24 protein-coding genes, 2 tRNA genes and 1 pseudogene are annotated in these 25,993 nt (G+C 59.6%); 9 read left to right on the top strand and 18 right to left on the bottom strand.

Features of this window, described 5'->3' with window-relative positions; genetic code table 11:
- Position 1: 1 nt before the first annotated feature.
- Both IH944_02025 and IH944_02020 read left to right on the top strand, forming a co-directional pair.
- Entirely contained in the window at positions 2-655 is a 654-nt protein-coding gene (locus IH944_02025; protein MCH7903325.1) for a MerR family transcriptional regulator, read from the top strand.
- Between the two features lie 146 nt (positions 656-801).
- Entirely contained in the window at positions 802-1,293 is a 492-nt protein-coding gene (locus IH944_02020) for a hypothetical protein (GenBank protein MCH7903324.1), read from the top strand.
- A gap of 414 nt (positions 1,294-1,707) precedes the next feature.
- Here IH944_02020 and IH944_02015 read toward each other — a convergent pair whose 3' ends face one another.
- The 10 genes and pseudogenes from IH944_02015 to IH944_01970 all read right to left on the bottom strand — a co-directional run bounded on the left by IH944_02015 (position 1,708) and on the right by IH944_01970 (position 7,370).
- Entirely contained in the window at positions 1,708-3,108 is a 1,401-nt protein-coding gene (locus IH944_02015) for an acyltransferase (protein MCH7903323.1), read from the bottom strand.
- A 162-nt stretch (positions 3,109-3,270) separates the two neighbouring features.
- Positions 3,271-3,345 (bottom strand) — tRNA-Thr (locus IH944_02010).
- Between the two features lie 98 nt (positions 3,346-3,443).
- Positions 3,444-3,917 (bottom strand): hypothetical protein, encoded by a 474-nt coding sequence (locus IH944_02005; GenBank protein MCH7903322.1) that lies wholly within the window; start codon positions 3,915-3,917, stop codon positions 3,444-3,446.
- A gap of 124 nt (positions 3,918-4,041) precedes the next feature.
- Positions 4,042-4,863, bottom strand: coding sequence for a pantoate--beta-alanine ligase (locus IH944_02000; GenBank protein ID MCH7903321.1), 822 nt, complete (start codon positions 4,861-4,863; stop codon positions 4,042-4,044).
- Positions 4,860-5,645: a 3-methyl-2-oxobutanoate hydroxymethyltransferase gene (gene panB, locus IH944_01995; GenBank protein ID MCH7903320.1), complete on the bottom strand. Its 786-nt coding sequence runs from the start codon at positions 5,643-5,645 to the stop codon at positions 4,860-4,862. The genes IH944_02000 and panB overlap by 4 nt, the downstream gene beginning before the upstream one ends.
- Before the next feature lie 13 nt (positions 5,646-5,658).
- A pseudogene (locus IH944_01990) lies at positions 5,659-5,982 on the bottom strand (peroxiredoxin).
- A 6-nt stretch (positions 5,983-5,988) separates the two neighbouring features.
- Positions 5,989-6,114 (bottom strand): redoxin domain-containing protein, encoded by a 126-nt coding sequence (locus tag IH944_01985; protein MCH7903319.1) that lies wholly within the window; start codon positions 6,112-6,114, stop codon positions 5,989-5,991.
- A 52-nt stretch (positions 6,115-6,166) separates the two neighbouring features.
- Positions 6,167-6,568: a CBS domain-containing protein gene (locus IH944_01980; GenBank protein MCH7903318.1), complete on the bottom strand. Its 402-nt coding sequence runs from the start codon at positions 6,566-6,568 to the stop codon at positions 6,167-6,169.
- A gap of 22 nt (positions 6,569-6,590) precedes the next feature.
- The gene (locus IH944_01975) at positions 6,591-7,046 is read right to left on the bottom strand and encodes a hypothetical protein (protein ID MCH7903317.1); all 456 of its coding nucleotides are present in this window, start codon (positions 7,044-7,046) and stop codon (positions 6,591-6,593) included.
- A 117-nt stretch (positions 7,047-7,163) separates the two neighbouring features.
- Complete coding sequence (locus IH944_01970) at positions 7,164-7,370, bottom strand: hypothetical protein (GenBank protein MCH7903316.1); 207 nt, start codon at positions 7,368-7,370, stop codon at positions 7,164-7,166.
- A 123-nt stretch (positions 7,371-7,493) separates the two neighbouring features.
- Between IH944_01970 and IH944_01965 the strand changes: the two genes are divergently transcribed.
- The 3 genes from IH944_01965 to IH944_01955 all read left to right on the top strand — a co-directional run bounded on the left by IH944_01965 (position 7,494) and on the right by IH944_01955 (position 10,345).
- Positions 7,494-8,165, top strand: coding sequence for an MgtC/SapB family protein (locus tag IH944_01965; GenBank protein MCH7903315.1), 672 nt, complete (start codon positions 7,494-7,496; stop codon positions 8,163-8,165).
- Between the two features lie 16 nt (positions 8,166-8,181).
- Complete coding sequence (locus IH944_01960; GenBank protein ID MCH7903314.1) at positions 8,182-9,495, top strand: serine hydroxymethyltransferase; 1,314 nt, start codon at positions 8,182-8,184, stop codon at positions 9,493-9,495.
- Positions 9,496-9,916: 421 nt separating this feature from the next.
- On the top strand, positions 9,917-10,345 hold the full coding sequence (locus tag IH944_01955) for a hypothetical protein (GenBank protein MCH7903313.1): 429 nt from the start codon (positions 9,917-9,919) through the stop codon (positions 10,343-10,345).
- Positions 10,346-10,588: 243 nt separating this feature from the next.
- Here the strand turns inward: IH944_01955 and IH944_01950 are convergent, their stop codons facing one another.
- Complete coding sequence (locus IH944_01950; GenBank protein MCH7903312.1) at positions 10,589-10,918, bottom strand: DUF559 domain-containing protein; 330 nt, start codon at positions 10,916-10,918, stop codon at positions 10,589-10,591.
- 269 nt (positions 10,919-11,187) lie between these two features.
- On the opposite strand from IH944_01950, the gene IH944_01945 reads away from it, so the two are divergent.
- The 3 genes from IH944_01945 to IH944_01935 all read left to right on the top strand — a co-directional run bounded on the left by IH944_01945 (position 11,188) and on the right by IH944_01935 (position 16,290).
- Positions 11,188-12,120 (top strand): hypothetical protein, encoded by a 933-nt coding sequence (locus IH944_01945; protein ID MCH7903311.1) that lies wholly within the window; start codon positions 11,188-11,190, stop codon positions 12,118-12,120.
- A 151-nt stretch (positions 12,121-12,271) separates the two neighbouring features.
- Complete coding sequence (locus IH944_01940; GenBank protein ID MCH7903310.1) at positions 12,272-14,095, top strand: hypothetical protein; 1,824 nt, start codon at positions 12,272-12,274, stop codon at positions 14,093-14,095.
- Between the two features lie 371 nt (positions 14,096-14,466).
- Positions 14,467-16,290 carry a hypothetical protein gene (locus tag IH944_01935; GenBank protein MCH7903309.1) on the top strand — a complete coding sequence of 608 codons (1,824 nt, stop codon included), beginning with the start codon at positions 14,467-14,469 and terminating at the stop codon, positions 16,288-16,290.
- Positions 16,291-16,339: 49 nt separating this feature from the next.
- On the opposite strand, the gene IH944_01930 is transcribed toward IH944_01935, so the two are convergent.
- From IH944_01930 to hppD, 3 genes are all read right to left on the bottom strand, one after another.
- Positions 16,340-18,094: a M61 family metallopeptidase gene (locus IH944_01930; protein ID MCH7903308.1), complete on the bottom strand. Its 1,755-nt coding sequence runs from the start codon at positions 18,092-18,094 to the stop codon at positions 16,340-16,342.
- Positions 18,095-18,208: 114 nt separating this feature from the next.
- Positions 18,209-18,826 (bottom strand): hypothetical protein, encoded by a 618-nt coding sequence (locus IH944_01925; protein MCH7903307.1) that lies wholly within the window; start codon positions 18,824-18,826, stop codon positions 18,209-18,211.
- Between the two features lie 62 nt (positions 18,827-18,888).
- A complete protein-coding gene (gene hppD / locus IH944_01920; protein MCH7903306.1) occupies positions 18,889-19,977 on the bottom strand; it encodes a 4-hydroxyphenylpyruvate dioxygenase in 1,089 nt (362 codons plus the stop codon).
- Positions 19,978-20,398: 421 nt separating this feature from the next.
- Between hppD and IH944_01915 the strand changes: the two genes are divergently transcribed.
- Positions 20,399-20,473, top strand: a tRNA-Thr gene (locus IH944_01915).
- A 33-nt stretch (positions 20,474-20,506) separates the two neighbouring features.
- Here the strand turns inward: IH944_01915 and IH944_01910 are convergent.
- The 4 genes from IH944_01910 to IH944_01895 are packed head-to-tail and all read right to left on the bottom strand — an operon-like array spanning position 20,507 to position 25,875.
- Positions 20,507-21,679, bottom strand: a complete 1,173-nt coding sequence (locus tag IH944_01910; GenBank protein MCH7903305.1) for a DUF993 family protein — start codon at positions 21,677-21,679, stop codon at positions 20,507-20,509.
- Positions 21,676-23,007 (bottom strand): divalent metal cation transporter, encoded by a 1,332-nt coding sequence (locus tag IH944_01905; protein ID MCH7903304.1) that lies wholly within the window; start codon positions 23,005-23,007, stop codon positions 21,676-21,678. Before IH944_01905 ends, IH944_01910 begins: the two co-directional genes overlap by 4 nt.
- A complete protein-coding gene (locus tag IH944_01900; protein ID MCH7903303.1) occupies positions 23,000-24,478 on the bottom strand; it encodes an NADH:flavin oxidoreductase in 1,479 nt (492 codons plus the stop codon). The genes IH944_01905 and IH944_01900 overlap by 8 nt, the downstream gene beginning before the upstream one ends.
- The gene (locus tag IH944_01895; protein ID MCH7903302.1) at positions 24,475-25,875 is read right to left on the bottom strand and encodes a hypothetical protein; all 1,401 of its coding nucleotides are present in this window, start codon (positions 25,873-25,875) and stop codon (positions 24,475-24,477) included. The genes IH944_01900 and IH944_01895 overlap by 4 nt, the downstream gene beginning before the upstream one ends.
- Positions 25,876-25,993: the final 118 nt, after the last annotated feature.

Raw genomic sequence — 25,993 nt, 5'->3', positions numbered from 1 at the left:
AATGAAGATCGGTGAACTGGCGGAGCGAACTGGGCTAAGTAGCTCGACCCTTCGGTACTACGAGAGCCGTGGACTCTTGCCTGCCACACGGCGGACGGAAGCCGGGTATCGGGAGTACGACGACGGCTCGATCGAGCGTGTGGAGACTGTGCTCGCCGCAAAGCGGCTCGGATTCTCGCTCGTGGAGATTCGTCGGATGCTCAACGTCGCGGAGGAGCCGGATCGGTGCGAAACCATCTCACTCTTCGCGAAAGCGCGCGTGAGGAGCATCAAAGAGGCCATCGCGCGAATGACCGAGATCGAGCGGCTCCTCACAGAGCGACTCGATGCGTGTGCGCGCGGTCAGCGCTCAGAGTCCGGGCCATGCCCAATAATAACCGGCCGATCACAAGAAGACTTCATGGAAGAACAAATGACAAACAGCAAGATCACTATCTACTCCGCCACTTGCGGCCTGTGCGAAGAGGCGGCAAGAATTGTCCGCGATGCGGTCGCACCCTGCGGGTGCTCGGTCGAGGTCAAGCCCGTCGACTCCGACGAAGCGAGGGCACTGGGCGTCAAGTCCGCTCCGACGATCGTTCGAGACGGCAAGATCGTCTTCTGCGGCAGACCTACAAGCGAGGAAGCCATCGAGGCGCTGCGGAGATCCGCATGAGAAATATATTCGCGCTTGGCCTTTTCCTTGTGCCTGGCCTCCTGCTGGCGCAGAGTGGGTGACCGATATGAGCCGCTGGTTCGGCGGGCTCTGCGTCCGCCGCACCCTCGGGCCGTGCGCCCGAGTTCACCGTATCCACCTTCACCGTGCCAGCCGTCGGTGACGACTCGACCCAGACGTTTGTTTGGTACAAGCCGCCCGCGATGCGGAGGCTGCAGGTCGGGGCCGCTTACATCTGGCGTACAGGCTACGTCCGTCTGCTGGGCAACTACGACCTGGTTCCCGAGAGTGACGCGTCGCCGTACCTGAACCTTGGATTCGCGTTCCAAGACTCGTTCGACGACAAAGTTGCGCCGTTCGTAACGACGGGCAAGCGGTTTGCGCTCGGCTCATCGCGATTGAACGCTTACGCTGGTTTCGTCGACCGGCCGAATGAGAGCCACCTACATTTAGTCAGTGGAGTGCGGCTCACTTTGGAAGACTTGGTGTTCCTCGGGTTCCAACAAACAGGGCACGACGTCAACTACTACGTCGGCGCCTTTGCCGGTCCTGTTTCCATCTCGCTCTGGGCCAGGGACGGAGGCGCGCCCGGCGTGCTTGTGAGCTTCACTGCAATGACTGGCGTTAGGCGCAGCTGAAGACTGGTGACGAGAAATCCTTCTGACGGCGCGGGCTTTGCAGCGACTTACCCGTGCCGCCCGCCGCAAGGTACTCCCCTCCCACGGTGCCTCGGGATTTGCCGCCAAGACCTCTCCGGTGGAGAGTCTTGCCGCGCAAAGGTTAGGGAGGGGGTCCAAACAGAAAAAGTCCCTTCAAATTTTCCGCATTCTTTCGTTGGAAGAAGACTAAGCGGAAAGGACTTTGTCGCTTGAACCCCTCACCCTATCCCTCATGGGGAGAGGGAATGGCCTGCGGTCCATGGAGGGTGGCGCTTCTGCTACACCGCACTCGAGAGCTTGAACCCCTCGCCTAACATCTGTTCGCTGCGGACTCTCCACTGAAGACGCCTTAGTAGAACGGTCTCATGGGGAGAGGTGTGGAAGCTGGTTGCGCTACTTTGCCGCTCGTCGCGCCGATGTGCCGAACGGCAGGACGCCTGCTACGGCTGCGCCCAGGATCGGCAAGAGAAACACCCAAGTCTGAAGCTTGAGCCATCCCTCGAACACGATCCCGTCTTTCGCCAGGAGCGCGAGGCCGACGCACATCATCGAGGCGCCGACGATCTGTCGCCACGCAGCTGCGGGTTCAGCACCTGCGCGGCCGCGCTCGAACCGCCCAAACGCCAGCGACAAAACCACGAGCGCAACAAGGTAAACGATGAGCCAAAGTGGCCGGGCGGCCCACCACGGCCCGCTCCCGGGAAACGCTGCTAGTCCCGCAGGCCAGAACTTCCACGCCAGACTAATGACCAACATCGCCGCGCTGAAGTGCCAGAGGTAGATCGTCATGATCATCCCGTTGACGAGCAGCGTCGCGGTCCACGGCCTTGCCCTTGTGAGCCAGCGTCGCATCGGTCCCTCGATGGAGAGCAGCATCCCGCACTGCGCGAGACCGAGCGCCAGCATTGGGAGCTTCGGCGGGAACGAGTTGCTCACTCCCTCGCCGGTGTTGCCCGCCATGTTGACGGGATACGGCAGCCATTCGATCGTGACCAGCACGATCAAGAGCGCCAAACCACCGATCCCCCAAACTAGCGTCTTCTTGAGCCCTTCGAGCCGTCCGTCGCGCCACGCGTAGCCGAGCTGGTGGACTGCGAACCAGATGAACACGAAGTTGAAATACCCGATGGCATCGATACCGGTGCGGAAGAACAACACGTCGTCCACCGCCGCTAGGGCGACCAGCGCCCAGAAGGAGCCGAATCCGAACCGTTTCCACGCTCCGTACGTCACCGGCGCGAGAACGACGACGACGACGTAGACCGCGAGGAACCAGGCCGGGACGATGGCCAACATGGAGAACGCTTCAAAAGCCGGTTTCGCGACGGTAATTCCGTTTGGATCCATGACTAGGACAGTCACGGAATCCGCCCTGATCAGGTGAACGACGACGCCGATCACGGCCCACACGGCGAGCAGCGGCAGGACGGGTCCGATGAGGCGTTCAAGCCGCGCTTTCAGCCACTCCTTGTAGCTCCGCCCGTCTCGCATCGCCGCGTTCCACGACACGCCGTTCGCGTAGCCGCCGACGAGGAAGAAGATCGGCATGACTTGGAACAGCCAAGTAAGCCACTTTGTCCAATCCTGGTACGCCAGCAGATTGCCGACGTCCAGTTTATCGCTGCTGAGAAACGCGGCGGTAACCAGCCAGTGGCCGGAGATCACGGCCATGATGGAGAGCGCCCGCAGGAAGTCGACGTAGCGGTTGCGCGTTTCCGGAGTTTTGGCGGCGGCCGCTGCGGCCCGCGACCAGAGGCTGGGTCTCGATTCGTCGCTGTGAGTCGAGTCGGTCATTGTTGCAACCGCGTGCCGCTTTATCCACAGACCTGCGCACCGGCCGGAAGCGAACTGGCCTAGCGTACCATTACGGGAATCCGGGCGCAGTTCGGCTGTGATCTGAATTGGCGCAGACAGGGCTCAATGTAAGGGGTGTTAGACCGGATTTAAACCTGATTCTGGAGCCGCCTACCCGATTCGAACGGGTGACCTGCTGTTTACAAAACAGCTGCTCTACCCCTGAGCTAAGGCGGCCAGAACGGTTGGATTCTATCCCATATAGCTCCGACGCTGAGGGGCCTCTGAGAGATTCTCAAAGGCCCCGAATTGATCAGACGCAGAAAGGTTGCTTCTTACTTCCTTCGTCTCGTGGTCTTTCGCTTCTTCCTGGTCGTCGCTTTGCGCCTCGTCGTCTTGGCGACGGCGACCTTCTTGGTGGCTCGGCGCTTTCGCCTTTTGACCAATCTGGGCTTGCCATCTTCGCCGTATCCGAGCTTATAGCCGCCAGGCATCTTCCTCAACGCGTCTGCCAACGCTGAGGGCATCTGGACGGGCTTGACGTTTCGCGCTCGGCGTCGACGCCGGAACGTCTTGACAGCGACCTCAGCATCTGGTCCTTTCGTGATGACTTCCAATCCTGACTTTGAAATCTTCATTAGCTCTGCAGTCGGTGGGATGTGCAGGAATACGTATTCGTCGGAGGAGATCAGTCTCGCCTCGACGGGTATCACCATCTTTCGAGTCCCCATGCGCAGCGTCAGTACGTTGTCCTTCTTGGTGGTTCTAAGCTTTAGGCCGAACTTGATTTTTTCTAAACTTCTTGCCATTTGTATCTCCGGGAAGACTATTTGCAGCCATAAACACCTCCCGGCTTTGCAAACAGTGAATCGATATTATATGTTATTATAAGAGTATGAAGTCAAGCCTTAGCAGGTCAAATTGGCCTAATGGCTAGACAGCAACGTTGTCGATCAGTCGGACGCGGGACAGGATCGCGGCTATAATCAACCGGCCGCCGGCTTCCGGATCTGTGCGTTCGCGCATGCTCTCCGGGTCAACATAAGCCAAGTACTGAACGTGAAAACCTGGCCTTTCAAGCTCCTCTCGCGCCGCAGTGCAAAGCGGTGAAACTGGCTCAAGGCTTGCCTGAATCACGCCCGCCAGGCTTTGCAGGGTGTGATATATGCGTCCAGCCTTCTCGCGATCATTTTCGCTCAATAGCTCGTTCCGACTAGACATCGCCAGGCCAGACGGCTCACGGACGGTCTCGATCGTTCGGAGTTCCACGTCTAGCTTTTCCTCGCGGATTAGGCAGCGGATAACAGCGCACTGCTGCAAGTCTTTCTCGCCAAAATACGCTCTCTGCGGACTGACCAACGTGAACAGTCTCAATACGATCGTCGCTACGCCAGCAAAGTGCCCTGGTCGGTGCTCGCCCTCCCACTGGTCGGCGATCCTTGCAGGCAGTCTGTCGTACACGCCCTTTGTGACCATTTCGGACTCGGCAGGCACGAAGACTGCATCGACGCCGGCTCGCTCAGCAACGGCCATATCTGTATCCAAGTCTCGCGGATAAGTATTGAAGTCTGCCGGCGAGTTGAACTGCATCGGATTGACGAACAACGAAACGATCGTCGTCTTGCACTCTTTGGCGGACTCGCTCATCAGGCGCACGTGCCCGTCGTGAAACGCCCCCATAGTCGGGACCAGACCGACGTCGTCGAGCCCATCACGAAATGATCGAAGTTCAGCGATAGAGCTGAGAACCCTCAAAAGCTGTTTTCCTGCGAAGGGAAGACTCCGGTTCGCACTTCTTCGGAGTACTGAGTCATCCCCTCGGCCATCGCCTTGCGTGCTTGCGCGAAATCCTTTGCGTGTTTGAAAGTGCGCTCGCTCAGGCCCATGATGTCGTGAAAAACTTGGATCTGGCCGTCGCAGTGCGGTCCGGCGCCAATCCCGATAGTCGGGATGTCGAGGTCCGCCGTGATTCTGCCGGCGAGCTTTGCTGGCATGAGTTCGAGCACGATGGAGAACGCACCGGCATCCTGAATAGCGCACGCCTCGCCTCGGATTCTCTCGCCGTCCTCGCCCTTGCCCTGCACCTTGTGTCCGCCAAAAGCGTGCACCGATTGCGGCGTGAGGCCGACGTGCCCCATCACGGGGATGCCAGCTTTGGTGATCGCCGCGACCTGCTCGACGTACGCGCCTTCAAGCTTCACGCCCTCAGCGCCAGCTCTCATGAGTTCGACGGCGGAACGTACTGCCTGCGGCGGAGACTCTTGATAGCTTCCGAACGGTAGGTCGGCTATGAAGAGGGCGTCCTTAACGCCCGCTCTGGCCGCACGGACGTGATGGACCATGTCGGCCATCGTGACGCCGACAGTCGAGTCGTAGCCTAGCACGACGTTTCCGAGCGAGTCGCCAACCAGAATCAGGTCGACTCCGGACGCATCCGCGATCGCACCGCTCGTCACGTCGTACGCCGTGACCGAGACGATCAGCTCGCCTTTGGCCTTCATCGCTAGGATCGAGGGCGCAGTGCGCTTTCCAGCCATTCCGAGTACGATTTTACCGGCTGTTCGCTTCCAGCCACGCTAGAACCTGAGCCGCATGGTCTTTCGGCTTCACTTTCGACCACGCGTGAACGACGACTCCATCGGAGTCTACGACGAACGTGCTGCGATCGACGCCCATGTACTTTCGGCCGTACAGCGACTTTTCTACCCATACTCCGAGCGCCGTCAGCAAGCCCTTCTGTTCATCTGCGAGCAGCGGCATCTTCAGGTCGTTCTTGGCGCTGAATTTCTGATGTGACTTGACGGTGTCCGGGCTAAGGCCGACGAGCTGGACTTCGCCGAACCGGGAGTGTGCGTCGCGAAACTCGCGAGCCTCGACGGTTCACCCAGGCGTACCGTCCTTCGGATAGCAAAACAGGACGGTCTGTTTCCCAAGCAAGTCCTGGCGCGTCCAGGTTTTTCCGTTTTGGTCCTCTAACCTGAATTCTGGGAACGGCTTGCCGATCATCTCTCTGCCGATATATTGGCAGGTTTTGCAAGGTCGAGCCCTGGCGGAACGATTAGATTTGCTTCACGGGAGCGTCGAGCAGTATCGCATGCATCAGATCCGTCCGCAAGGCAACGCCGATCAGCCCGCCGTTCTCCACGACTGGCAGAACCGTCAGCCCACTGTTCAGCATGAGGTGCAGAGCGTCGCTGATCTCCATGTCCGGTCCGACGATCTGAGGGGACTGGCTGCCGAAGTGAAGCGCCGTGTCAGAGGCCAGGCTCGTCAGGTTTCCGCGTTGGTGCACGGCCCGAGCGACGTCGCCCTCGGTGATGACGGCGACCGGGGCATGATTCTCATCCACGATCACGAGCGTAGCGAACTGGTACAAAGTCATCTTGTCGATCGCGTCACGCAACGTGCTACGCATAGTAAGAGTGGGGATGTGTGCGTGCAGCACGGCCCTGAGGGTCATGCGGTTATTTTAGCCGACTTGGCTACCAGTATGGCGGCAAGGTCGAGCTGTCGAACCCGCGCTTGTCGGAGACCACGAAGTTGTACTCGTCCGCAACCCACACTCCGTCTTCGCGGTGTAGCGTCATTGCAATCAGCGGTCGCTCCGTCCCTCCCCAACCAGTCGGCTCCTCACCAACGGCGATAACCCGCGCGGTGTCGTCGGAGTATTTCAAGACCTTAAAATAGCGGACTTCGTCCGAGTCGGATGTGTCCTGCATGACTTCGAGGACGACGGCTGACATGCCCTTGCCGAACTGATATGTCATGAACTCGATATAGGCGTACGGGCTGAAGACCGTAAGGAGGAACATCCAAAACGCTACGCGCCAGGAGAGGAAGTCATCCATGCGCTTGATAGGCCGGATCATAGCCATTATCACGGTCAGGATAACCGCGGCAACAGCACACGCGATCAGGTAAGCGATCATTCCCAGCATGAATCGGTCTCCACCTTGTGTATTCCACGTTCGCGTCGGTTTGATCGCGCCAATCCCAGCTTAATTACTAGGTTGTTGTGCCAAAAGACGGCGCACTGCGGCTGATGCCCGCTAGCCTCAATTCACGTTCGCGACGCAAAAGCGAGGCGGGGTGAGGCGACCTGGATGGATCAACTCGCCGTAGTGGCACCGCGTGCAACAGAAGAGGTACATGATCGACAGCTCGGTTCGAGGACAGATCGACCAGAGGTCGTTGTTGAACGTCAGCTTCTCAGTCCGAATCTTCGTTCCAGAGCATTTGGGACATTGCCACGCGCGGCCCATAGCTCTATTCTATCAAACAATTTTAGAGTTGTGCGAACAGTTTTTCGCGAGCGTCCTTGTCGTGCCGGTAATATTGTTGGCGCTTCGATGAGCGGGGATCGTCCGTCTCTACTTCAAGTAACGATGGATCTTTGGCAGGAACTCGTGTCCGGGGAATCCTGGGCTGGCGCTGTTGACGTGCTGATTCGAATGGGGCTGGCGGCGCTCTTGGGCGCGCTCATCGGCTATGAGCGCGAGAAGAGCGGGCGGCCGGCGGGCATCCGCACGCACATGCTTCTGATCATCGGCGTCGTTCTCTATAGCGAGGTCAGCCGCGCGTTCGGCGGGGGCGACGACAGCCGAATCGCTGCGCAGATCGTGACGGGCGTCGGCTTCCTCGGCGCAGGGACGATCATGCGGCACCGATGGGAGGTCAAGGGGCTGACGAGCGCCGCGAGCCTGTGGGCGACGGCTGCGATCGGGATGGCGGTCGCGACGGGCGGGGAGTTCTATGCGGTGGCGATCGTCGGTACCTTTCTCACGATGGTCACGCTTGCTTGGGTCTCGAAGCTCGAAGCGAAGCTCGTGCCGTTTGCAGAGCCAACGACCTTGCTGGTCGAGCTCGATGACCACTCGAGGCTCACGGCGCTGTTCCAGCTGATGCAGGAGTCTGGGATCTCCGTCGAGGGCGTCAGAATCGTATCGACGGAGCCGAAGCTGCACGCCCAACTCGAGGTCAAGGGGGAGCGAGATAAGATCATGCGGGCCGTCGGAGCCGCCGAAGGGGTCGGGGCGGCCAACTGGGCCGACAGCTAGGGGCTAAAATTGGGGTATGCGGACCGCGAACCCCGTCAAGGCTGTACACCGCCGCCAACTCTCCGAAGTCGATCCCGAGGTCTTCGAGATCATCGGCAGGGAAGAGCAGCGCCAGGAGCAGAACCTCGAGCTGATCGCCAGCGAGAACATCGCCAGCACTGCGGTGCGAGAGGCCACCGCATGCGTTATGACGGACAAGTACGCCGAGGGTGTGCCCGGCAAGCGGTACTACGGCGGGTGCGAGCACGTCGACGAGGCCGAGCGGCTGGCGATTTCGCGTGTCAAGGAGATTTTTGGAAGCAAGTACGCCAACGTCCAGCCGCACAGCGGCGCGCAGGCGAACATGGCCGTCTACCACGCGTTCATGAAGCCCGGCGATACGCTGATGGGGCTGGCGCTGACCGACGGCGGGCACCTGACGCACGGTTCGCCGGTCGCTTTCAGCGGGCAGATGTACAACATCGCGTCGTACGGTCTGAAGGACGACGAGACGATCGACTACGACGACGTTCGTGCGGTTGCGCTTGCGGCGAAGCCCCAGATAATCGTTAGCGGCGCGTCGGCTTATTCTCGCGCGATCGACTTCGCGTTCTTCACGAAGGTCGCTGAGGAGGTCGGCGCGATCCACATGAGCGACATCGCGCACTATGCGGGTTTGATCGCGGGCGGCGTATACCCGAACCCCGCAGGCGTCGCGCACATCATCACCTCGACGACTCACAAGTCTCTGCGCGGGCCGCGCGGCGGGATCATCCTGTGGGACGACAAGGAGTACAGCAAAGCGATCCGGATGTCCGTGTTTCCAGGTCTGCAAGGCGGGCCGCTGATGCACGTGATCGCAGCGAAGGCCGTGGCGTTCGGCCTGTGCCTACAGCCGAATTGGAAGGAGTACGCCGCGCAGGTCAAGACGAATGCGCAGTCCCTCGCGGCCGCGTTGGGCGAAGAGGGCTTCCGCATCGTCAGCGGGGGGACGGACTCGCACCTGATGCTCGTCGACGTTCGTCCGTTTGGGATCACGGGCAAGGTTGCGGAAGAGGCTCTCGACAAGGCCAACATCACGACCAACAAGAACACGATTCCAAACGATCCAGAGAAGCCGTTCGTGACTTCCGGCGTCCGACTCGGCACTCCGGCAGTCACGACTCGTGGAATGCAAGAGCCCGAGATGAAAGAGATCGCGTCGCACATCGCCGAAGTCTTGCGGCACCACGAGGACGAGGACAAAATCGCGGCGGTCAAGCAGAAAGTGATCACGCTCTGCGAACGCTTCAGCATCCACGGTGCCCAAGAAGATGCGCATTCTGTCCCCTCTCCCTTGGGAGAGGGTTAGGGAGAGGGTGTGTCCTGCGGCATGATTGTTTGATTCGGAAATGATTTGGATTGTTCGAACCCTCTCCTAGCCTCCCCCAAGAGGGAGGAAGCCAATCCCCTCTCCCACGGAGGAGGGAACCGAGCGGCGCTCTACATGCGAGACGTTTGGGCTCCGTGAGTGGTTCTCGATCCACGATGTCTCGTAGTGCTTCGGAGCGCGTCCGGACTGCCCGTTTGGAACCATTCATAGCCCTGCAACGTATGAATCAGTGGTCACCGGTGGAGGACGGATCCACTACGAGATGAACATCAGGAACTTGCTCTTACTGGTACAGATCGCCGCAATCTCTTGCGCATGCACCCGACCTGAATCGCGCACTGACACCAAAACCGCGCCAGCAGTTGAAAAGCAAATTGAGAGTCAAGCTAGGAACACTGATTTGCCTGCTGAATTCGATCGGCAAGCAAGGGCGGCGCAAGTTTGGGACGAGTGGCCGAACTTCACGACAGATCTGCCGCTCATGGGGACGGACAGGCCGCTTGAACGCACTTTGCCGATCGAATATACGAGCGGTTTAACGGACGACTTCGTAAGACTTGACGGAATCGTGATAGACGACTCAGATGCCGCAGTCATGCTTACCAATGTCGGCTCCGGACTATGCATTTACTTTGTCTCTCTGTATTTGCTGAAGGATGAGCAATGGGAGCTGAGCTACAGGTACGTGGAGCCGATATCGCTGACTAGTGCGATCAGAGAAGTTCGTTTGAACGGTTTGAACCTCTTCCTGAAAGCCAACGTGCAAGAGAGTCCGTGGGAGAGCACAATACCGCTCCCGGGCAACGTTGGCTACGTAGATAGCGGATAAGTCGCACTCTACGATCGTTTCAACATCCACGGCGACTAAAGGGAAAGGACTTTCTCTGCTCTAACCCTCTCCTAACCTCCCCCAAGGGGGAGGGACCGAATCCCCTCTCCCTTGGGAGAGGGTTAGGGAGAGGGTGTGTCCTGCGGCATGATTGTTTGATTCGGAAATGATTTGGATTGTTCGAACCCTCTCCTAGCCTCCCCCAAGGGGGAGGAAGCCAATCCCCTCTCCCTTGGGAGAGGGTTAGGGAGAGGGTGCGTCCTGCTCACGAAACGGGTCGCGCCCTGACCTTTGGATGCAAATCTCAAGCACGTGTTTGGCGACACTTTCTGGCTCTTCGAAGCACTCGATTGAAGAGAACCGAACCGTTTCGACGCCTAAATCTCGAAGAGCTGCGTCTCGTTCGCGATCTTTGTCAGGGTCGTGCTGCTCGCCGTCGACTTCGATGCACAGCAGAGCTTCGTGACAGTAGAAGTCCAACGTGAACACGCCCAACGGAACCTCTCTCTTTATCTTGAAGCCGATACGGCCTGCACGCACTTCATACCAAAGCCGTTTCTGAGACTCAGACATGTCTTTGCGGAGCCTACGTGCATTTGTCGTCTGCTCAACGGTTGGACGAGGGAACTCCATACTGGACTTAGGTTAGCGCAAAAGCGGGCTCCGTAGGCAAGCGCACCCTCTCCCTAACCCTCCCCCAGGGGGGAGGGAATTGGTTCGTGCACTACCGCAGACTCGATCACGTTTTGCGAACGCTGCAGCATCCACGACCTCGCGAGCCGCGCTCCTGATATTGAACCAAGTCGGAATGTGGCTACACTCAAGCAAGGAGGTGAAAGAGAATGAAGCAATTTCCGATTGTCGGACTTTTCGTACTCATGGCCCTGTGCGGGTGTAGAACTTCGGATCGCACGATAACGCTCGAACATAGCTGGATCACAGTCGAGCCCCACCGCTTCGAGAGTGGTTTCTTGGCAATTACCTACTCCACTGACGGGGAGTTGATGGCAGGACTCTCGGAGGCTGAGGATTCCTTCGAAGTGAGGGACGTCGACACCGGATCGCTCGTCGGGAGCTTCCCTGATCTGACCACTGGCTGGTGGCCAGCTCTTTTTAGCCCGGACAACGAGTCGTTGATACTCGTCTGCAGTGGCAAGAAAGTGTGCGAGTCTGCGGTCGTGCCGGTTACAGGTACAGACACGGAGCCGGTGGTTCATGCAAGAGTCTCAATCGATGCCGTGGTCGAAGATGAGAGTAACGAAAGCTTTGGCGTAAACAACTACGACTCAACATTGCACGCACTTACAAACGGGGTTGTGCTCTTCCGCGACGGATCACTGGTAGCGGTCGCCGGCGCCGAAGGTCAACCGTTCTTCGACCAGTACGGAGCGGTCTGGTATCGGTCGAGAAGCGGATGGTCGTCCGTAGGTCGGGACAAGAGTGTCACGAAAGGGGTAGACCGGCCGGGATACCTTGTCGCTAATCAGACTGTGCACCGAGGCTCGATGCACCTGTTGATCGACGCAACGACCCTTGAACGAAACGACGCAGAAGCGTATGTCACAGCTGTGTGGCTGGATCATGACAAGGCGGTCGAAATGCATGACGACGAGTCAGATGAACTGATGCTAGACAGGACGGCGCTCGTCTACGTCGGCGCCGACGTGTATTGGTTCGTGTTCGTGCCGAACAGGAAGATCGTCGCGATCACGACGAACGAAGGCACGGCGTTCGTCCCGTACGTCGTCAAACCTCGTGGGAAAGCCGACGAGTAGCCGTGGCAGTCGTTGATCGGGTTAGTTCGGATTCGTTCGGATTGGCCAGGATTTGCTCGGATTTGTTTGGGTTTGCTTGCCGAGACGGCGATCGCGAACTCATAGTAACGTCGCACTACCTCGTCCCGTCTGAAATACCAGGAGGATTGATATGGGACGAACCTTTTACTTTTTGACGGTTATCGCAGTCTGTGCCTTGAGCACAGCTGTTCTCGGACAGGGGGGCGGCAGCTTCGGCGGGGGAGGTGGGGGCGGCTTCGGCGGCGGCTTTGGACAGGGCGGCGGATCCGATAACGACACCTACGAAGAGGCTGTACTCCTCATAGATAGCGAAGTGGACGCGTACCTAGAGACGAACGAGATCAAGAACATCTTGACGACAGGCGAGATTAGCCAGTGGACGCTGAAGCTAGAGGCTGGGCAGGTCCTGATCGCAGACGCGCGGAGCGACGCCTTCGACCCCGCGCTGCAGGTCATTTTCTTAGAGGAGGATGAGGACGAGGAGGCCGAGGGGATCGTTCTCGCAGAGAACGATGACCGTTACCCCGGCGACCAACGACCGCTTCTGATCTGGCGGTGCGAAAGGGACGGCGAGTACAGACTCCGGGCACGGTGCTTCCGCGACAAGTCCGGCGGGCAGTTCTTCTTGCGAATGAGGATCTACGACTCAATGGACCTACTGTCGGAGAAACCCGTAGATATGCAACTTGACGGTCAGGAGAAGATCCTGATTCGCATCCCAATGAAGGCAGGACAGATCAAGAAGGTCATCATTGAACTTCCGAACCGCAAAGAGTACGTCTGGGGGAGAATCGAGGGCGTGATCTCTCCGACGGGGTTGCCGGACATCGAGCTCACTAGGCCGATGAGGAACGTGATCAGCGACGCTGTAATGGCCGCTGTCGATGGGGACTATTACGTTATCGTCAGACCCAGCGGCCCGAGCGACTGGAAACTGCGAGCCCGCATTCAAGATATCGTTGAAGTAGCGCTATCGAGAAAGGAGGGCAGATACACGGTGTCGGCATCTAGAAACACGCTTTCGCTCTGGACGCTCGACGTCAAAGAGGGCGATATCCTCCAGGTTTCCACACCGGGGCTCTCGCTGAGTTCTCGGTTCGCCCTCGCCGAGCACCCGGACATCTCTGAGTACGATGTGGGGGAGAACGACACCAATCCGTTCTTCCCGCAACCGGTGGATGAAAAGGACGATGAGGGGCCGGCATTTGTCAAGCTCCCAGGGCGCGCCCGTGACCCACGGATAACGGTGTTCGTCGTCAGACGCGACGCGACGCTCTGGCTGGCGTCGAACGGTCTCGGAGGTACGAGCGAGACGTATACGCTGTCGATCACGCCGGCCGCCAGAGACTTCACAGCTGTGAGCGAGCGCAAAGACCAACTGCGGATCGGTTACACAGACTACTGGGCGTTCGACGCCGAGGTGGGGGACGTCATGACGTTCAAGACCAAGGCGAAAGGATTTGCAGAAAGGGTCATCGTTTACGACCCAGACCTGAGCGTGACCGAGAGCGCGTACGCTACCGTTGACGAGACGGAGACCGACTGGAGCTTGATCGTCAGAAAGCCGGGCAGATACTTGGTGGCAATCTCGGCGATCGGCGACGGAGGGAGCGGTCCGTACACGCTCGAGCGTCACGTGTTCGGCGCCCGGGAGTTTGGAAAGGGGTCTCCTGCACAAGGCGACTTCTCAAGCGGTCGGGCTGAGGTCTGGAAGTTCATGGCCACGCCGGACGAACCGCTGCTCGTGCACTGGAGATCCTCCAACTGGGCGTACACGATCTCGATTCGCGACGAAAGAGGCGTCGCGATCGAGTTGCCGCTGACGACCGTAGACGGCAACAACAAGTACGGAGTGCTGAAGGTGAATGAGCCAACGACGTATCTGATCGTGCTGGTCTCGAACGGCGGGAAGTCGAACTACTCGATCACGCTGCGCGACCTGCCGGGGAGGTGAGATTGACCGAAGCATCAAGTTGTGGAAGGGCGAGCGCGTCATCCTGAGCGGATCGAAGGACCACGCGAGCCGCGTGATGGGCGCCGGCTCTCGCGCTTCCGAAACCTCCTTCCCCCAACCCCCTTCCTCCTCCGATGCAGGGGGAAGGGGGCTATGAGCCCGAGATCCGAGAATCGATTTGATTCGAGACGTATTGTGCTGCGAATCCAGCTCTTGCACAGCGCACGAGGATTTACCTAAGGCCTTGCGCACTGCACAAAGTTGGTTTTGATTCTGACGTCTGAGAGCACTGTAATCAGGCTGTGGGACGAAGTAGGCCTCACGGTAACGTCGCGGCAGGCCATCCCGTCACAGAGGACAGGAAGATCGAAATGAAAAGAATCATTCACATAGCGACAGCAATAGCAGCCTGTGCCTTTAGCACAGTAGTTCTTGGACAGGGAAGACAGGCTGGCACGATACAGGATCGTTACAACGCTAAGGTCCGTGCGATCGACAGCGCAGTAGCTTCATACTTCAATCCGCCGGAGATCAGAAACATCCTGACCCCCGGCGGGTTCAGCGAGTGGTCACTGACCTTGAAGAAGGGCCAGGTCGTGATAGCGTCCGCGCGCAGCGATGCGTTCGATCCCGCGCTGCAGATCGTCTTTATCGACGACGACGGAGCAGAAGAGGTACTCATTTACAACGACGACCGCTACCCCGGCGACCAGCGCCCGTTTCTTATCTGGCGGTGCGAAGAGGCCGGAGACTACAAGTTGCGCGCACGGTGTTTCGAGGACGCGGCGGGAGGTCAGTTCTTCTTGCGGACGAAAACGTACGACTGCCTTGACATCTTCTCAGGAAGAGTCACAGAGATGGAAATCGAGGCTGGCAAGAGGTTCTTCTTACGGATTTCGATGAAGGCAGGCGAGATCAAGCGGGTTCATTACGGGGGGCCGAACTTGAACGTTTACCCACCGATCAGAATCGATCAGTTTATCTCGCCGACCGGACTGCCAGACATTAACCTGATCAAGCCGATCGAATCTGTCGTGCCAAATACCGTGATGGCAGCGGTCGATGGCGACTACTACGTAGTAGCCAGAACGACCGGCAATCGGAACGGGAAGGTGCGGGCTACGATCGAGGACATCCCAGTACACCAACTAGAACGCGAAGACGGACGGTACTCGGCCCAGGCGCCAGTCAATTCGCTTTCACTCTGGTCGCTCTCCGTCAAGAAAGGCGACTTCTTGGAAGTGTCTACTCCTGAGCTTTCCTTTGGCTCAAGGTTTGTGCTCGCAGAGCAACCGGATATCTCAAAGTACGACATGCAAGATCCGGAGAAAAACCCGTTCTTTCCGCATGTACCGGACGAAGAGGAGGAAGTTAAAGGCCCTGCGTTCATCGCGCTGCCAGCGCGTGAAGGCGATTCGCGCAGAGGAGTGTATGTCATCCAGCGCAACGCCGTGCTGTGGCTGGTGTCGGACGGCGCAGGAGGGAAGGGGAACACGTATACGATGTCGGTCCGTCCAGCGGCCAAGGAATTCTCGCTCGATCAGGAGATCGAGAGCCATTTGAGGATTGCGGACACCGACTATTGGGAGTTCAATGCGGAAGCTGGCGACGTTATGACGTTTGTGACGGGCACGACACAGTTCTCTGAGCGGCTGATCGTTCGCGATCCAGAACTTCGTGAAGTCCGGACCGTGTCCATGTCGCTTGACCAGACCTCCGCGAGCTGGAGCATGATCGTCGAGAAGCCCGGTCGGTACTTGGTGGCCGTGTCTGCAAAGGGTAACGGCGGTGGCGGTGCCTACACCTTGAACCGGCAGGTGTTCAGCGCTCGGGAGTTTGGAATGGACTCGCCCGCGCAAGGCAACTTTTCAACCGGAAAGGTCGAGGTCTGGAAATTTACCGCTACACCGGATCAGCCACTGTTCATACATTGGAAGACCTCGAGCTTTTCGTACACCGTCTCGATCCGCGATGAGAAGGGCCGACCTGCACCGCTGTCGCTGACTCGCATCGACGACATGAACCAGTTCGGGCTTCTCAAAGTTCGTGCGCCGAGCACGTTCTTGATCGTGCTGACATCGAGCGGCAAGGCGACGGACTATTCGATCACGCTCAGCGACATACCTGGGTATGTGATGGAGAGCGGCGCGTCCGAAGGGCGCGACCTCGGCGATGCCGGTGAGAGGCAAGACTGAGAAGAGGGCGGCCGCCGGCTCGTAGCGGGCTGGTGGCCGTGCCCGATCGTTATCCGCCGGTGATCCAGCCTTTGCGCAGGGCTAGTTTCTCTTCGTCGCCGTTGGCGACGTCCTCGATCTTCCACACGGAGCGGAACGCCTCGACAGGGACGACGCTGATCTCGTGCTCTTCGCCGTCGCGCCTTACCTTTAGCCGGATAGCGGTGCCGGCCTTGGCTTCCGAGAGCGCTGCACGCACCTTGCCCATCGTGTCGCGCCGGTCTGTGCCCTGCACGCTTTCGCCGTTGATCTCCAGCACGACGTCGCCAACCTTCAGGCCGGCGGACGCCGCGCTGTCGCTGACTCTTCGCACGGTCACGCTCCCCGACCCGAAGCCAGGCCGGGCGTCGAAGCCGTTGTCTACATAAGGCACCTGATCGGCGGTCAGCTGATACCCGACCCTGGCCAGCTGTTCTTCCAGCGGGAGTTGGCCTGGATTCATGACGACGTCGTCAAAGAAGTCGTCTGAGCCGCCGAACCGCACGTACTGCCGACGGATTTCTTCTTCGACGAATCCTGGTTTGTCGTCTTTGCAAATCTCCCACAGGGCGAGCATTACGTCGTCGAGCGAGCGTTCGCCGTTCGTCCGATCACGCATCTCGATATCGAGGACCAGTCCGGTCACCCAGCCGTAGTTGTAGTAGCTGATCTGGTAGCCGTTGCTGTTGCCGCGCCCGTTGTTCGTCTCGCCGACGCGCATGCTGGACTCGTACGGCGAGACTTCCAGGCGCGCAGCGTTGTTGCGGACGTTACTGATGTTTGATACCAGGTCGCCGAGGAAGGCGGACTGGTCCAACGTGCCGAACCGATACGTCAAGAGCGATGCATAGTAGTCCGTGACACCTTCCAGCCAGTAGAGCGCGCCGGTCTCGGGGAGTTCGGTGTAATCGAACGGTCCGAGCACCCGCGAGCGGATCCGCTTGACGTTCCAAAGGTGGAAGAACTCGTGCGCCAACACTCGTATCGACCTTGGCCCGATGCCCTGCGCCAAGCTGATCTGCGTGCTCGATAGGTGTTCCAGCCCGCCACCGCCATCTTGCCCCGGCGTAACGTTGAAGTGCCAGATGAACTTGCTGAACGGGAGCCCGCCGAAGAAATCGCCCTGGCCGTCGGTGATCTCCTTGCACACGCGCAGGATTCTCTTTCGGTCGACGTTGTTGCGCGGCGCGCCGCGCATCGCGATGGTGATCGGCTTTCCGTGCGACGTGTAGCGAAGTTCGATAAAGTCGCCCATCGTCACGGGATTGTCCGCGAGCACATCGTAATCAGGTGCGGTGTAATCGAAGTACGAGTCGCCGATCGCGTCGAGGCCGATCGCGATCTTCCAACCGCGCGGCGTGTCCAGTCTCAGTCGGCACGCCTCTTCCTTTCGCCCGACCAAGTACATATACGTCGGCGGGCCGCTGTAGTGCATCGCGCCCTCGCTGATCCGGTTCGGCACGGTGTAGGCGATGAACACGCGCGCAGCGTGTTCGAGATTCGCCGACCAACTGTTGTCTGAAGCGTGCTCGACCGTGAGGGTGTTTCCAGAACTGTCCATCGCGTGAAATTCGGAAACGCTCCGCCCCATGTCCCGCAGCATGTACGCCCCAGGCGACCAGTTCGGCATCTGTACTTCGAAAGCTCCGGCAGGCGCGATGAACGACATCGAGACGAGAAGCTTGCCTTCGTCCGGCATCGGAGTGACGGTGTACCGGATCTCCCCGCTCGAAAGCGCGGCGACGGCTACTAAGGCGAACAGGGACAACGTGCGGTGTAGGCACATGGCCACAGTCTACACCGGGCAGGCTCTGAGGAGTCTGCCCGGCCGCGCAAGCTAATACATGCGGTTACAGAGTCCCGCGTAGCGCTTGTTCGCGCTAGACCGCTCTCAGAGATCTTAAGGAAGTTCAGTCGATTTCGGGCGAGGCGGGAACGTTGATCGCAGGAGTTCCAAGAGTTCTCTGTACGAATCGGCACGGAGTGCTGCCTGGCTGGTGCGCTTCTTATCTCGAAACTGTCTGATCGTGACGCTCACCAAATTGGTGATAGTTGGGTTCGGCGGGCTGACGTCGTCTAACTCGCCAAGCATAGACAGCAAGCAAGCTCGGAGTTCGAGGAAGTAGAGGCGCGGCCGCTTCTCTTGATACAGGGGATCGAGCAGCATCTTTGCGCCTGTAGTTGCGTCGCCGAGCAGGATCGTCATGCAGCCGAGCAGAACAAAGTGGTGGTCGTGCGTAACATCGTCGGCTCCGGCGTCCGGGTGTGCAAGAAACTCCGTGCACAGCTTTGCCGCATCTGCCCACCGTTTATCCTCGATTGCTAGGCGGGCACCCCTTGAGGCAACCAGACCGGCATCGTAGCTGTTCACGGTCCAGGCATTATTAGATCGTGTCCGCCGGTATAGATTCGCCCAACGCCGCCTCGCTTCATCCGGATCGAGTTCGCCTTTTGGAAACGCGAGCGACTCCCACTCCTTGTACACCGCCTCAGAGAAGGGCGACTTGTGCTTTGCCATAGGGCTTACTTCACCTGCTTCTCCTCTCCGCTCAAGGAGCGGAGAGGAGAAGACATTACACCTTAAAGAGTCCCGCGCAGCGCTTGCTCGCGCTCGATCGACTCGAACAGCGCTTTGAAGTTGCCTTTGCCGAACGACTTCGCGCCCTTGCGCTGGATGATCTCGTAGAACAGCGTCGGGCGGTCCGTGATCGGCTTCGTGAACAGCTGCAGCAGATAACCTTCGTCGTCGCGGTCGACCAGCACGCCCAACTCGGCAAGCTCGGAGATGTCCTCGTCGATCTTTCCCACTCGGTCGGTCAGCTCGTCGTAGTAGTTCTGTGGAACGTGCAGGAACAGCACGCCCCGGTTGTGCAGGTGCGTCACCGTGCGGATGATGTCATCGGTGCGCATCGCAATGTGCTGCACGCCCGCGCCGCCGAAGAACTCCAGGTACTCGTCGATCTGCGACTTCTTCTTGCCCTCAGCCGGCTCGTTGATCGGAAACTTTATCCGTTCGTTGCCGCTCGCCATGACCTTGGACATCAGCGCGGTGTACTCGGTCGAGATGTCTTTGTCGTCGAAGCTGATGATCTGCGTGAATCCGAGCACGTCTTCGTACCACTTCACCCACTCGTTCATTTTTCCCAGCTCGACGTTTCCGACGACGTGATCGATCTCGATCACCCCGATCGGGTCGCCCGGCTCGTTCAACGTCCTGAAGTTCGGCAGGAAATTACCGGTGAACTCGTCGCGGTTGACGAACGTATGCAACACATCGCCGTAAGTCTTGATCGAAGCCATGCGAACGACACCGTTGTCGTCTCTAAGTTCAAACGGCTCACGGGCAGACTCCGCTCCGCGCTCGACCGCAGTCCGATAAGACCACTCGACGTCGTCGACTCCAAACGCGATGTCTTGCGCAAAGTCGCCGTGCTGACCAATTGCATCCGCCATTGGATGACCTGGACGGATCGGCGCGGTGAACAGAAACCGCACGTTGCCCTGCTTGACCAGGTAGTCGACTTCGTTCTTCTGGCCGGTCTCGAGGCCGTGATACCCCTCGATGTTGAAGCCGAACGCGTGCTGATAGAAGTACGCGCTCTGGCGGGCGTTGTTGACGTAAAACCGGATGTGGTCGACTTCTCGGAGGGGGAAACTATCTTTAGCCATTGTCGGGCTGCTCCTATACTTCTATTATACGGCTGTCCCGACAGCGGATTAGGGCTCCGAGCGGTGCGTTTTCCGCCATTCTGCCAATCGCAGGCAACTCCTCTCCCCCCTGAGGGAGAGGCTGGGTGACGGGTCCAAGCTCTAGAGTCCTTTCCGCTTTGGATTTCATCCAACGAAATTATGCTGCCGAATAGAAGGGACTTTGTCTGCTTGCCCCATCTCCCTAGCCCTCGCCCTCGCTCGTGGGAGGGGACTAGTTTGCGTCGGGTGGTAGCCGACAGCTGCTACATAGGCACGGCGCCGTCGAGGTTCAGCATAAGCGGAGTGGGCGGGTCGGTCGTTTGGTACACCACCACGCCTGACCTGTAGGCAAGTAGAGCCGCGGCCCAGCCGCGAACTGGTAATCTTGTTCTACGCGGAAGCCATCGTAGCTCAGTGGTAGAGCAGCTGTTTCGTAAACAGCAGGTCAGCGGTTCGAATCCGCTCGATGGCTCCATGCGTTCTGCAGGTTAAGGACGCGTCCTCCCGGTCACTCCGACTCAGAAATCCAGCCTTCTACGCGCTTGCTTGCGGTCTTCGGGTCCGTGATCGCGCCTGCCTCGTCCGCCAGACGGGCAACCCTGAGAAGATGCTCGCGGTCGCGACAGGTTTCCTCGTGATTGACGAGCATCGCGTTCGGCTGGTGGCCGTTGAGCCAGGAGAGGAACGCGAGGCCGGTTTTGTAGAAGCGCGTGGGCTCTTCGAAGACGCACTGGCCGAGCGCCTCGCACCTCGACATGATCTCATCGTATCCAGTTCTGTCGCCTCGGTCCAAGAGCCGCAGCGCCAGCGCCGCTGGCTCGGCGATCGCGTCGAAGATGCCCAAGAGCGCGTGGCTGAAGTCGCCGAGCGGCACGTCCCTGTCGCCAAGCGTCGTCGTCCGCTCAACTGACCCGTCGCCAGCAATCAGACCCGCAAAATGGAAGTCGTCGCCGGTCAGCATGACTTGATCGTTCTTCAGCAGTTCGCGTCGGAGACGGACTTCCAGCGCGCCGTCGAGCATCGAAATCTTTGCGGCTCGCAGCTTCTGCGGATCGAGTTGCATGACTTTCTCGAAGGAATCGCCGGGGAAGTAGCCCTCCAGCGACGGCATGAACATGGGGCCAAGCCAGTGGACGATCAACGGCCCGTCGGACGAGTTCCGCACGATGTCGCCGTACACCTCGACGTAGCCGCTGGCGTCAGTGCCAAGAGATGGGAGCAGCGGCATTGGTAGGATCACCGGAACGCCGCCAGCCGAGCGGATCGTTTCGATCTGCGAACATACGCCGTCGACCAGTTGCGTAGTCGTCTCGACACGCTCGAGATGGTCGGTACTCGCGCCCGCGCAAAACCGAATACCAAGCTTGCCAGTTCGCTCAATCAGGTCGCGCGCGGCGTCCCAACCGAGCGAGAACCGTTGCGCGGTGTCCATCGCCTCTGCAATCCCCATGCCTGTTCGTGCGATGGAAGTCCGGAGGGACATGGTCGACTCCCAGTCGATGTGCTCGGCGATCTCATGGGCCGCGCCGGGGGAGTCGGGCATGTGGCCGACCTCCCGATAAGAATCCAGCATCGCGACGTGCACAGCCGCGTAGCAAAGCCTGGGAAGAGGCGCCGCCATGTCGACGCCGTTGGCCAACTCAGCCCAGCGGTCGTCGCGAAATTCCGGCAGAGGCGTCATCCCCCGCCGCCGAATTTATCGATGTACTTCGGCAGTTCGGTAATCAGCACATTTCCAACTCCAATAGAGATCACGAGGATCGCAACGATCATGCCGACGTTCCAGAACAGGCGCTTGCCGCCGACCGGCGAGTCCTCGCGGAGGTAGTCCTTCTTGATATGCAAGATGAGAAAGCCGAGGTAGGCGGCGGGCAGGAATATCCCGCAGATCACGTTCGTGGGGACGGGCACCCACGCGGCCATCTCTCCCCACCAGATCGCCCCGAGAACGCCGACGGCAGGCAGCAGAGTGAACGCCTTGTGTCCGATCGAATCGTTCTGGAAGCCGAAAAGCTTGACCCCCGCGAAACCCGACGCGAGCATCTGCATTGTGATCGAAGACAAGGCCATTGCGAGGATTCCAAGGCCGAACACCCAGACGCCGACGGTTTGTCCCAGTCTATCGGGATCCGAAAAGACTCTCGCCGCATCTTCCGGTTTAATCATCGAACCGACGAACGCCCCGTCGCCAAAGTGGAACACCGACGCGCTGGCGATGACCATCAGCGTGACGGCGATCGTGAACGGAATGAGCATCCCCAAGACCAGATCGAGCAGCGCCACCTTCCGCTCGCCGCGCCCCCATTTGTTGCGGATCAGGGTGTACGGATAGACGAACAGCATGTTCGCGCCGACTGCTGCGGCGAGGCCGCTGACGATAACGAGGTTGGTCGCGATGCTCGTCGGCCCACCGGCCGCGTCCGTGCCCGTCCAGTCGGGAGGGATCGACGGAACAAATCCTTTGAGCAGGGAACCGGACTCCGGTACTCCCGCCCGCACAACAACGACGAGCATGCTGACGATGATGAACCACACCATCCCGGTCAGCAGAAGCTCGTAAGAACGGACAAATTTCCCTCCCTTTCCATACAGCAGGCCGACCGGAACGCACCATGCCAGCGCGATCAGTCCACCAACCCACGGCTTGACTCCCAAAAGAAGGCTCAGCATCGCGCCCGCGAGCGCATACTGCGCGAACTGCCAGATGACGGACGAGATCAGGCCGCCCCAAGCGAACGCCCAGGCGAACAGCGGATGCGCGTGCTTTTTCAGCGCGTCGTACGGGTCCATCCCAGTCGAGAGCGTTTGCCACGCGACGGCCGACATCACAATAACGCCGAGCAACATGCCGAGTGGCGCGACCCATAGAAGTTGATAGCCGAACGCCGCGCCAGCAAAAATTGCCGCGAACGCGCTGCCGCCGCCGAGCGTCATCGCCGACTGCATGAAGCCGGGTCCCATCGTGCGCAAGTACTGGCGGAACAGTCCTTCGCCCTGCTTGTCACTCATCGGTTTGACTCCTTGCTTTGGAGGCTGCCATCCGGATCGCCTTGATCTCCTTTGATTCCGGCATCTGATTGTAGTACGGGTCGAGCGGGAAGCACCCTGAGATCTTACCGGTACGCGGTCCGGTCGTGCAGTCGCTGAACGTTCGGCAGAACCTCTTCCTTTTCAGCTCTCGACCGGCGAGCACGTCTGCTGGAAGGTCGTGGTAAGTGAGCGTCGACCGACCGAGACCGACAAAGTCGACGTGGCCGTTTCGGACCACGCTTTGGGCGACGTACGGAAGCCAGTCCTGCAAGTACGAGTACCCCGAACCGACCAGCGGTAGACCGGGGACCCGCGCCTTGATCTCTCGCACTGTTCTCAAGTGTCTTGCCACCTCCAGGAGCGGGTCCCGCGGCGGCAGGTATCCGTCGCTCGGCGGGTAGGCCGCCGGCCGCTGGAAGTGCGGACAGTAGTACGGTGACCCGACGGTGAGATTAACCATTGACACTCCGAGCGAACGAGCAAGTTCGAGGAACGCGACCGGCTCCGACCAATCCGGTCGCATTGGGTCGTCCTTTTGAACCCCAAAGCCGTGCGACCAGGGAAGATGTTCTTCGAAGTTCATTGGTGTGCCAAGTCGTGTGCCGGTCTCTTCGACGAACGGCGGAAGGTCGGTGATCGACACGCGGCAGCCGATTATGAGGCCCGGCCTTTCGCGGCGGATGCCTGTCACCACTTCTTTGAAAAACCGCGTGCGGTTTTCGAACGAGCCGCCGTAGTCGCCGGTGCGCGTCCTTGCGCCGAGCAGTTCGTGCACGAGATAGCCGTGGCAGGCCTTGACGTCGACGAAGTCGAATCCTGCGTCCGCCGCGACGCAAGCGGCCTTGATCATCCTGTCGCGGATCGCCCGCAGCTCGTCGTCGGTCAGCACGTGCGTCTCCTTTGGTAAATCGTATTTCGCCGCGAGCAGCGGATTGTTCTCGGCGATCAACGGCGCCATCGGTCCGTCTGGGCGCGAGAACCTTCCTGAATGTGTCAGTTGCAAGCCGACGACTAATTCCCCTGTTGTTCCGAAGGCCGCTTCGTGCGCTGACCGCAACTCGCCGAGCAGGCCTGCAAGCACCGCCCTCGTGTCCGCCTCTGGATTTAGGAAAAGCTGGTTCGGATTTGCGCGACCGTCGCGCTGCACGGCGAAAGCTTCACACCCCCAGATGAGCTTCGCGCCGCTTTCGCCGAACCGCCGCCACCTGCGCAACATGTGATCTGTCGGAGCTCCGTCGGCCGTTGCGTCCCACCCCTCCATGGGCTGTACGCAAAAGCGGTTCCCGACCGTGCGCGTCGTCCCGTCGGCTGCGACGATGTCCAGGCTCTGACCGAGCGGCCCCTCCCTGCCCTCAAGCTCCAGGTCGCACCCCAGTTCCGGGTCGCACTCGTAGAGGTAGTCGCGGAACGCCTCGATCGTTTTCAGCCGTCCTATCGGAGTGAAGTTCAATTCGGCTTCTCCATGAACAAAGGTCCGAGTTCTCCGCCGAGTCCCAGCCCGTCCGCGATACCGGCAAGATCGAGCGAGCCGTGTTCGATCCAGAGCTGGGTCAGGCGGTCTCTCTCAGTGTACAGGCCGGGCAGCGACTCGACCAGTTTGGCGCAAACGGCGTCGTCGAGGTGGTCGAGTCCGCGAAAGTAGTGGTGCCCGTTTCGCTCGACGTTCTGTATCCCCAGGGTCGCTTGCAAGGCCAGGTCTTGTTGCAGCGGCACCGAGCCGAGGTTCGTCAAGTCCTCGCCGCTTTGGAACAGCTTTCCGTCGCCGCGGGTGTCGATCAGCGCGCGGTTTGCGACGGCGCGGAACACGCCCTTGCACGCCTTGACGCTGACGCCCTTGTAGCCGATTTCGATTGCTCGTTGGAACGCGAGCGCGTCGGTGTCGGCTTCGTCGATGATGACGGGCGCGATCCTTGAGAGCCGTTCTAGCGATCTGTTCGCGGCTGCGTCGAAGGTGTCGCGGCGGGGAAGCGGTTGCTCGATCAGCACCGTGTTCTTGATCAAACGCCCACAGGTTTCGTCTTTCGCAAGGTCTTCGAGGGTGCCTGCGAACGCTTCGAGGTCGGTGCAACCCTCGTTGCCGTCCAGCGTGAACTTTACGTCGCGGTCGGTCGTCGCGAAGACGACCCTCGCTACGTTTCGGAGCCTCTCTCGGTCTATCATCGGGTCGCCAGTAACCTTGACCTTGAACCATCTTAAGCCGTACGTTTCGATGTCCTGCTCCAGCGCCTGCGGGAGTCCGTCGTCGATCCGTTCATCGGGGGGGATTTCGCTGATTGTTAGAGGATCGAGCATTCCCACGGTGTGCCGGACGGCGATGCTCATCAAGGGCTGCGCAAGCCTTTCGGGAGACCATCCCCTTGTTTCGGGGATGACCCGTTCGGCTTCAAACCCTAACGCGCCGCTGCATAGCGCCTGATAGAAAGATAGCCCCGCGAGGCGGCACGTCGCGTCGATGAGCGCACGCTCTGCGAGCGCGACGCCGAACCCGCGCACCAGCACGTCTGCGTCCCGGTGGTCTCGTGCGCCGACTTGCTCATCGTACACGTCCTTCCAGAGGTCGAACGCCGATTGAGAGCCCGCCTCGATGTACTTCGCTGCTGCTTGCTCTGCACTCCTCGCGAGTGCCGCAGAGTCCTCCTCGGGCGAAGTGTCGGGGCTCTTGTCGAACCACTTCGGGATGAGAAGGTCGCTCGACCGCCCGATCTCCGTTGACCCATCCTCCGCCTCGACGGTCAACGTCAGCTCGGCGATTGGCACCGTTCGCAAGACGTAAACGCCGAACTTGAACGGAATGCGCGTACTGACCGCTTTGGTCTTCAGGCTGCTCTCAACGACATGGACTTTCATGGGCTCGCGCCGCCATCGCTAGCGGCGCAGGGTTGATTCTACATCCATACGTTCCCGCCGCCGTGGAATGTATTTGTCCAGATCGGAGAGTCCGAGTGATTGATTCTCTTCATCCTGC

The organism is Armatimonadota bacterium (assembly GCA_022563855.1).
Lineage (GTDB): Bacteria > Armatimonadota > Fimbriimonadia > Fimbriimonadales > Fimbriimonadaceae > JADFMN01.
The sequence above is the reverse complement of the archived record's forward strand: the minus strand, read 5'-3'. Positions and strand labels throughout refer to the sequence as shown.

Bases quoted from the DNA above. Each gene is read 5' to 3' on its own strand.
- IH944_01950 (MCH7903312.1), bottom strand. From the start codon at position 10,918: ATGTCTGAGTCTCAGAAACGGCTTTGGTATGAAGTGCGTGCAGGCCGT.
- IH944_01905 (MCH7903304.1), bottom strand. From the start codon at position 23,007: ATGAGTGACAAGCAGGGCGAAGGACTGTTCCGCCAGTACTTGCGCACG.
- IH944_02015 (MCH7903323.1), bottom strand. From the start codon at position 3,108: ATGACCGACTCGACTCACAGCGACGAATCGAGACCCAGCCTCTGGTCG.
- IH944_01895 (MCH7903302.1), bottom strand. From the start codon at position 25,875: ATGAAAGTCCATGTCGTTGAGAGCAGCCTGAAGACCAAAGCGGTCAGT.
- IH944_01925 (MCH7903307.1), bottom strand. From the start codon at position 18,826: ATGGCAAAGCACAAGTCGCCCTTCTCTGAGGCGGTGTACAAGGAGTGG.
- IH944_01945 (MCH7903311.1), top strand. From the start codon at position 11,188: ATGAAGCAATTTCCGATTGTCGGACTTTTCGTACTCATGGCCCTGTGC.
- IH944_01985 (MCH7903319.1), bottom strand. From the start codon at position 6,114: ATGATCGGCAAGCCGTTCCCAGAATTCAGGTTAGAGGACCAAAACGGA.
- IH944_01975 (MCH7903317.1), bottom strand. From the start codon at position 7,046: ATGCTGGGAATGATCGCTTACCTGATCGCGTGTGCTGTTGCCGCGGTT.
- IH944_01970 (MCH7903316.1), bottom strand. From the start codon at position 7,370: ATGGGCCGCGCGTGGCAATGTCCCAAATGCTCTGGAACGAAGATTCGG.
- IH944_01935 (MCH7903309.1), top strand. From the start codon at position 14,467: ATGAAAAGAATCATTCACATAGCGACAGCAATAGCAGCCTGTGCCTTT.
- hppD (MCH7903306.1), bottom strand. From the start codon at position 19,977: ATGGCTAAAGATAGTTTCCCCCTCCGAGAAGTCGACCACATCCGGTTT.
- IH944_01910 (MCH7903305.1), bottom strand. From the start codon at position 21,679: ATGACGCCTCTGCCGGAATTTCGCGACGACCGCTGGGCTGAGTTGGCC.
- IH944_01980 (MCH7903318.1), bottom strand. From the start codon at position 6,568: ATGACCCTCAGGGCCGTGCTGCACGCACACATCCCCACTCTTACTATG.
- IH944_01940 (MCH7903310.1), top strand. From the start codon at position 12,272: ATGGGACGAACCTTTTACTTTTTGACGGTTATCGCAGTCTGTGCCTTG.
- IH944_01960 (MCH7903314.1), top strand. From the start codon at position 8,182: ATGCGGACCGCGAACCCCGTCAAGGCTGTACACCGCCGCCAACTCTCC.
- IH944_01965 (MCH7903315.1), top strand. From the start codon at position 7,494: ATGGATCTTTGGCAGGAACTCGTGTCCGGGGAATCCTGGGCTGGCGCT.
- IH944_02025 (MCH7903325.1), top strand. From the start codon at position 2: ATGAAGATCGGTGAACTGGCGGAGCGAACTGGGCTAAGTAGCTCGACC.
- IH944_01930 (MCH7903308.1), bottom strand. From the start codon at position 18,094: ATGTGCCTACACCGCACGTTGTCCCTGTTCGCCTTAGTAGCCGTCGCC.
- IH944_02005 (MCH7903322.1), bottom strand. From the start codon at position 3,917: ATGGCAAGAAGTTTAGAAAAAATCAAGTTCGGCCTAAAGCTTAGAACC.
- panB (MCH7903320.1), bottom strand. From the start codon at position 5,645: ATGGCTGGAAAGCGCACTGCGCCCTCGATCCTAGCGATGAAGGCCAAA.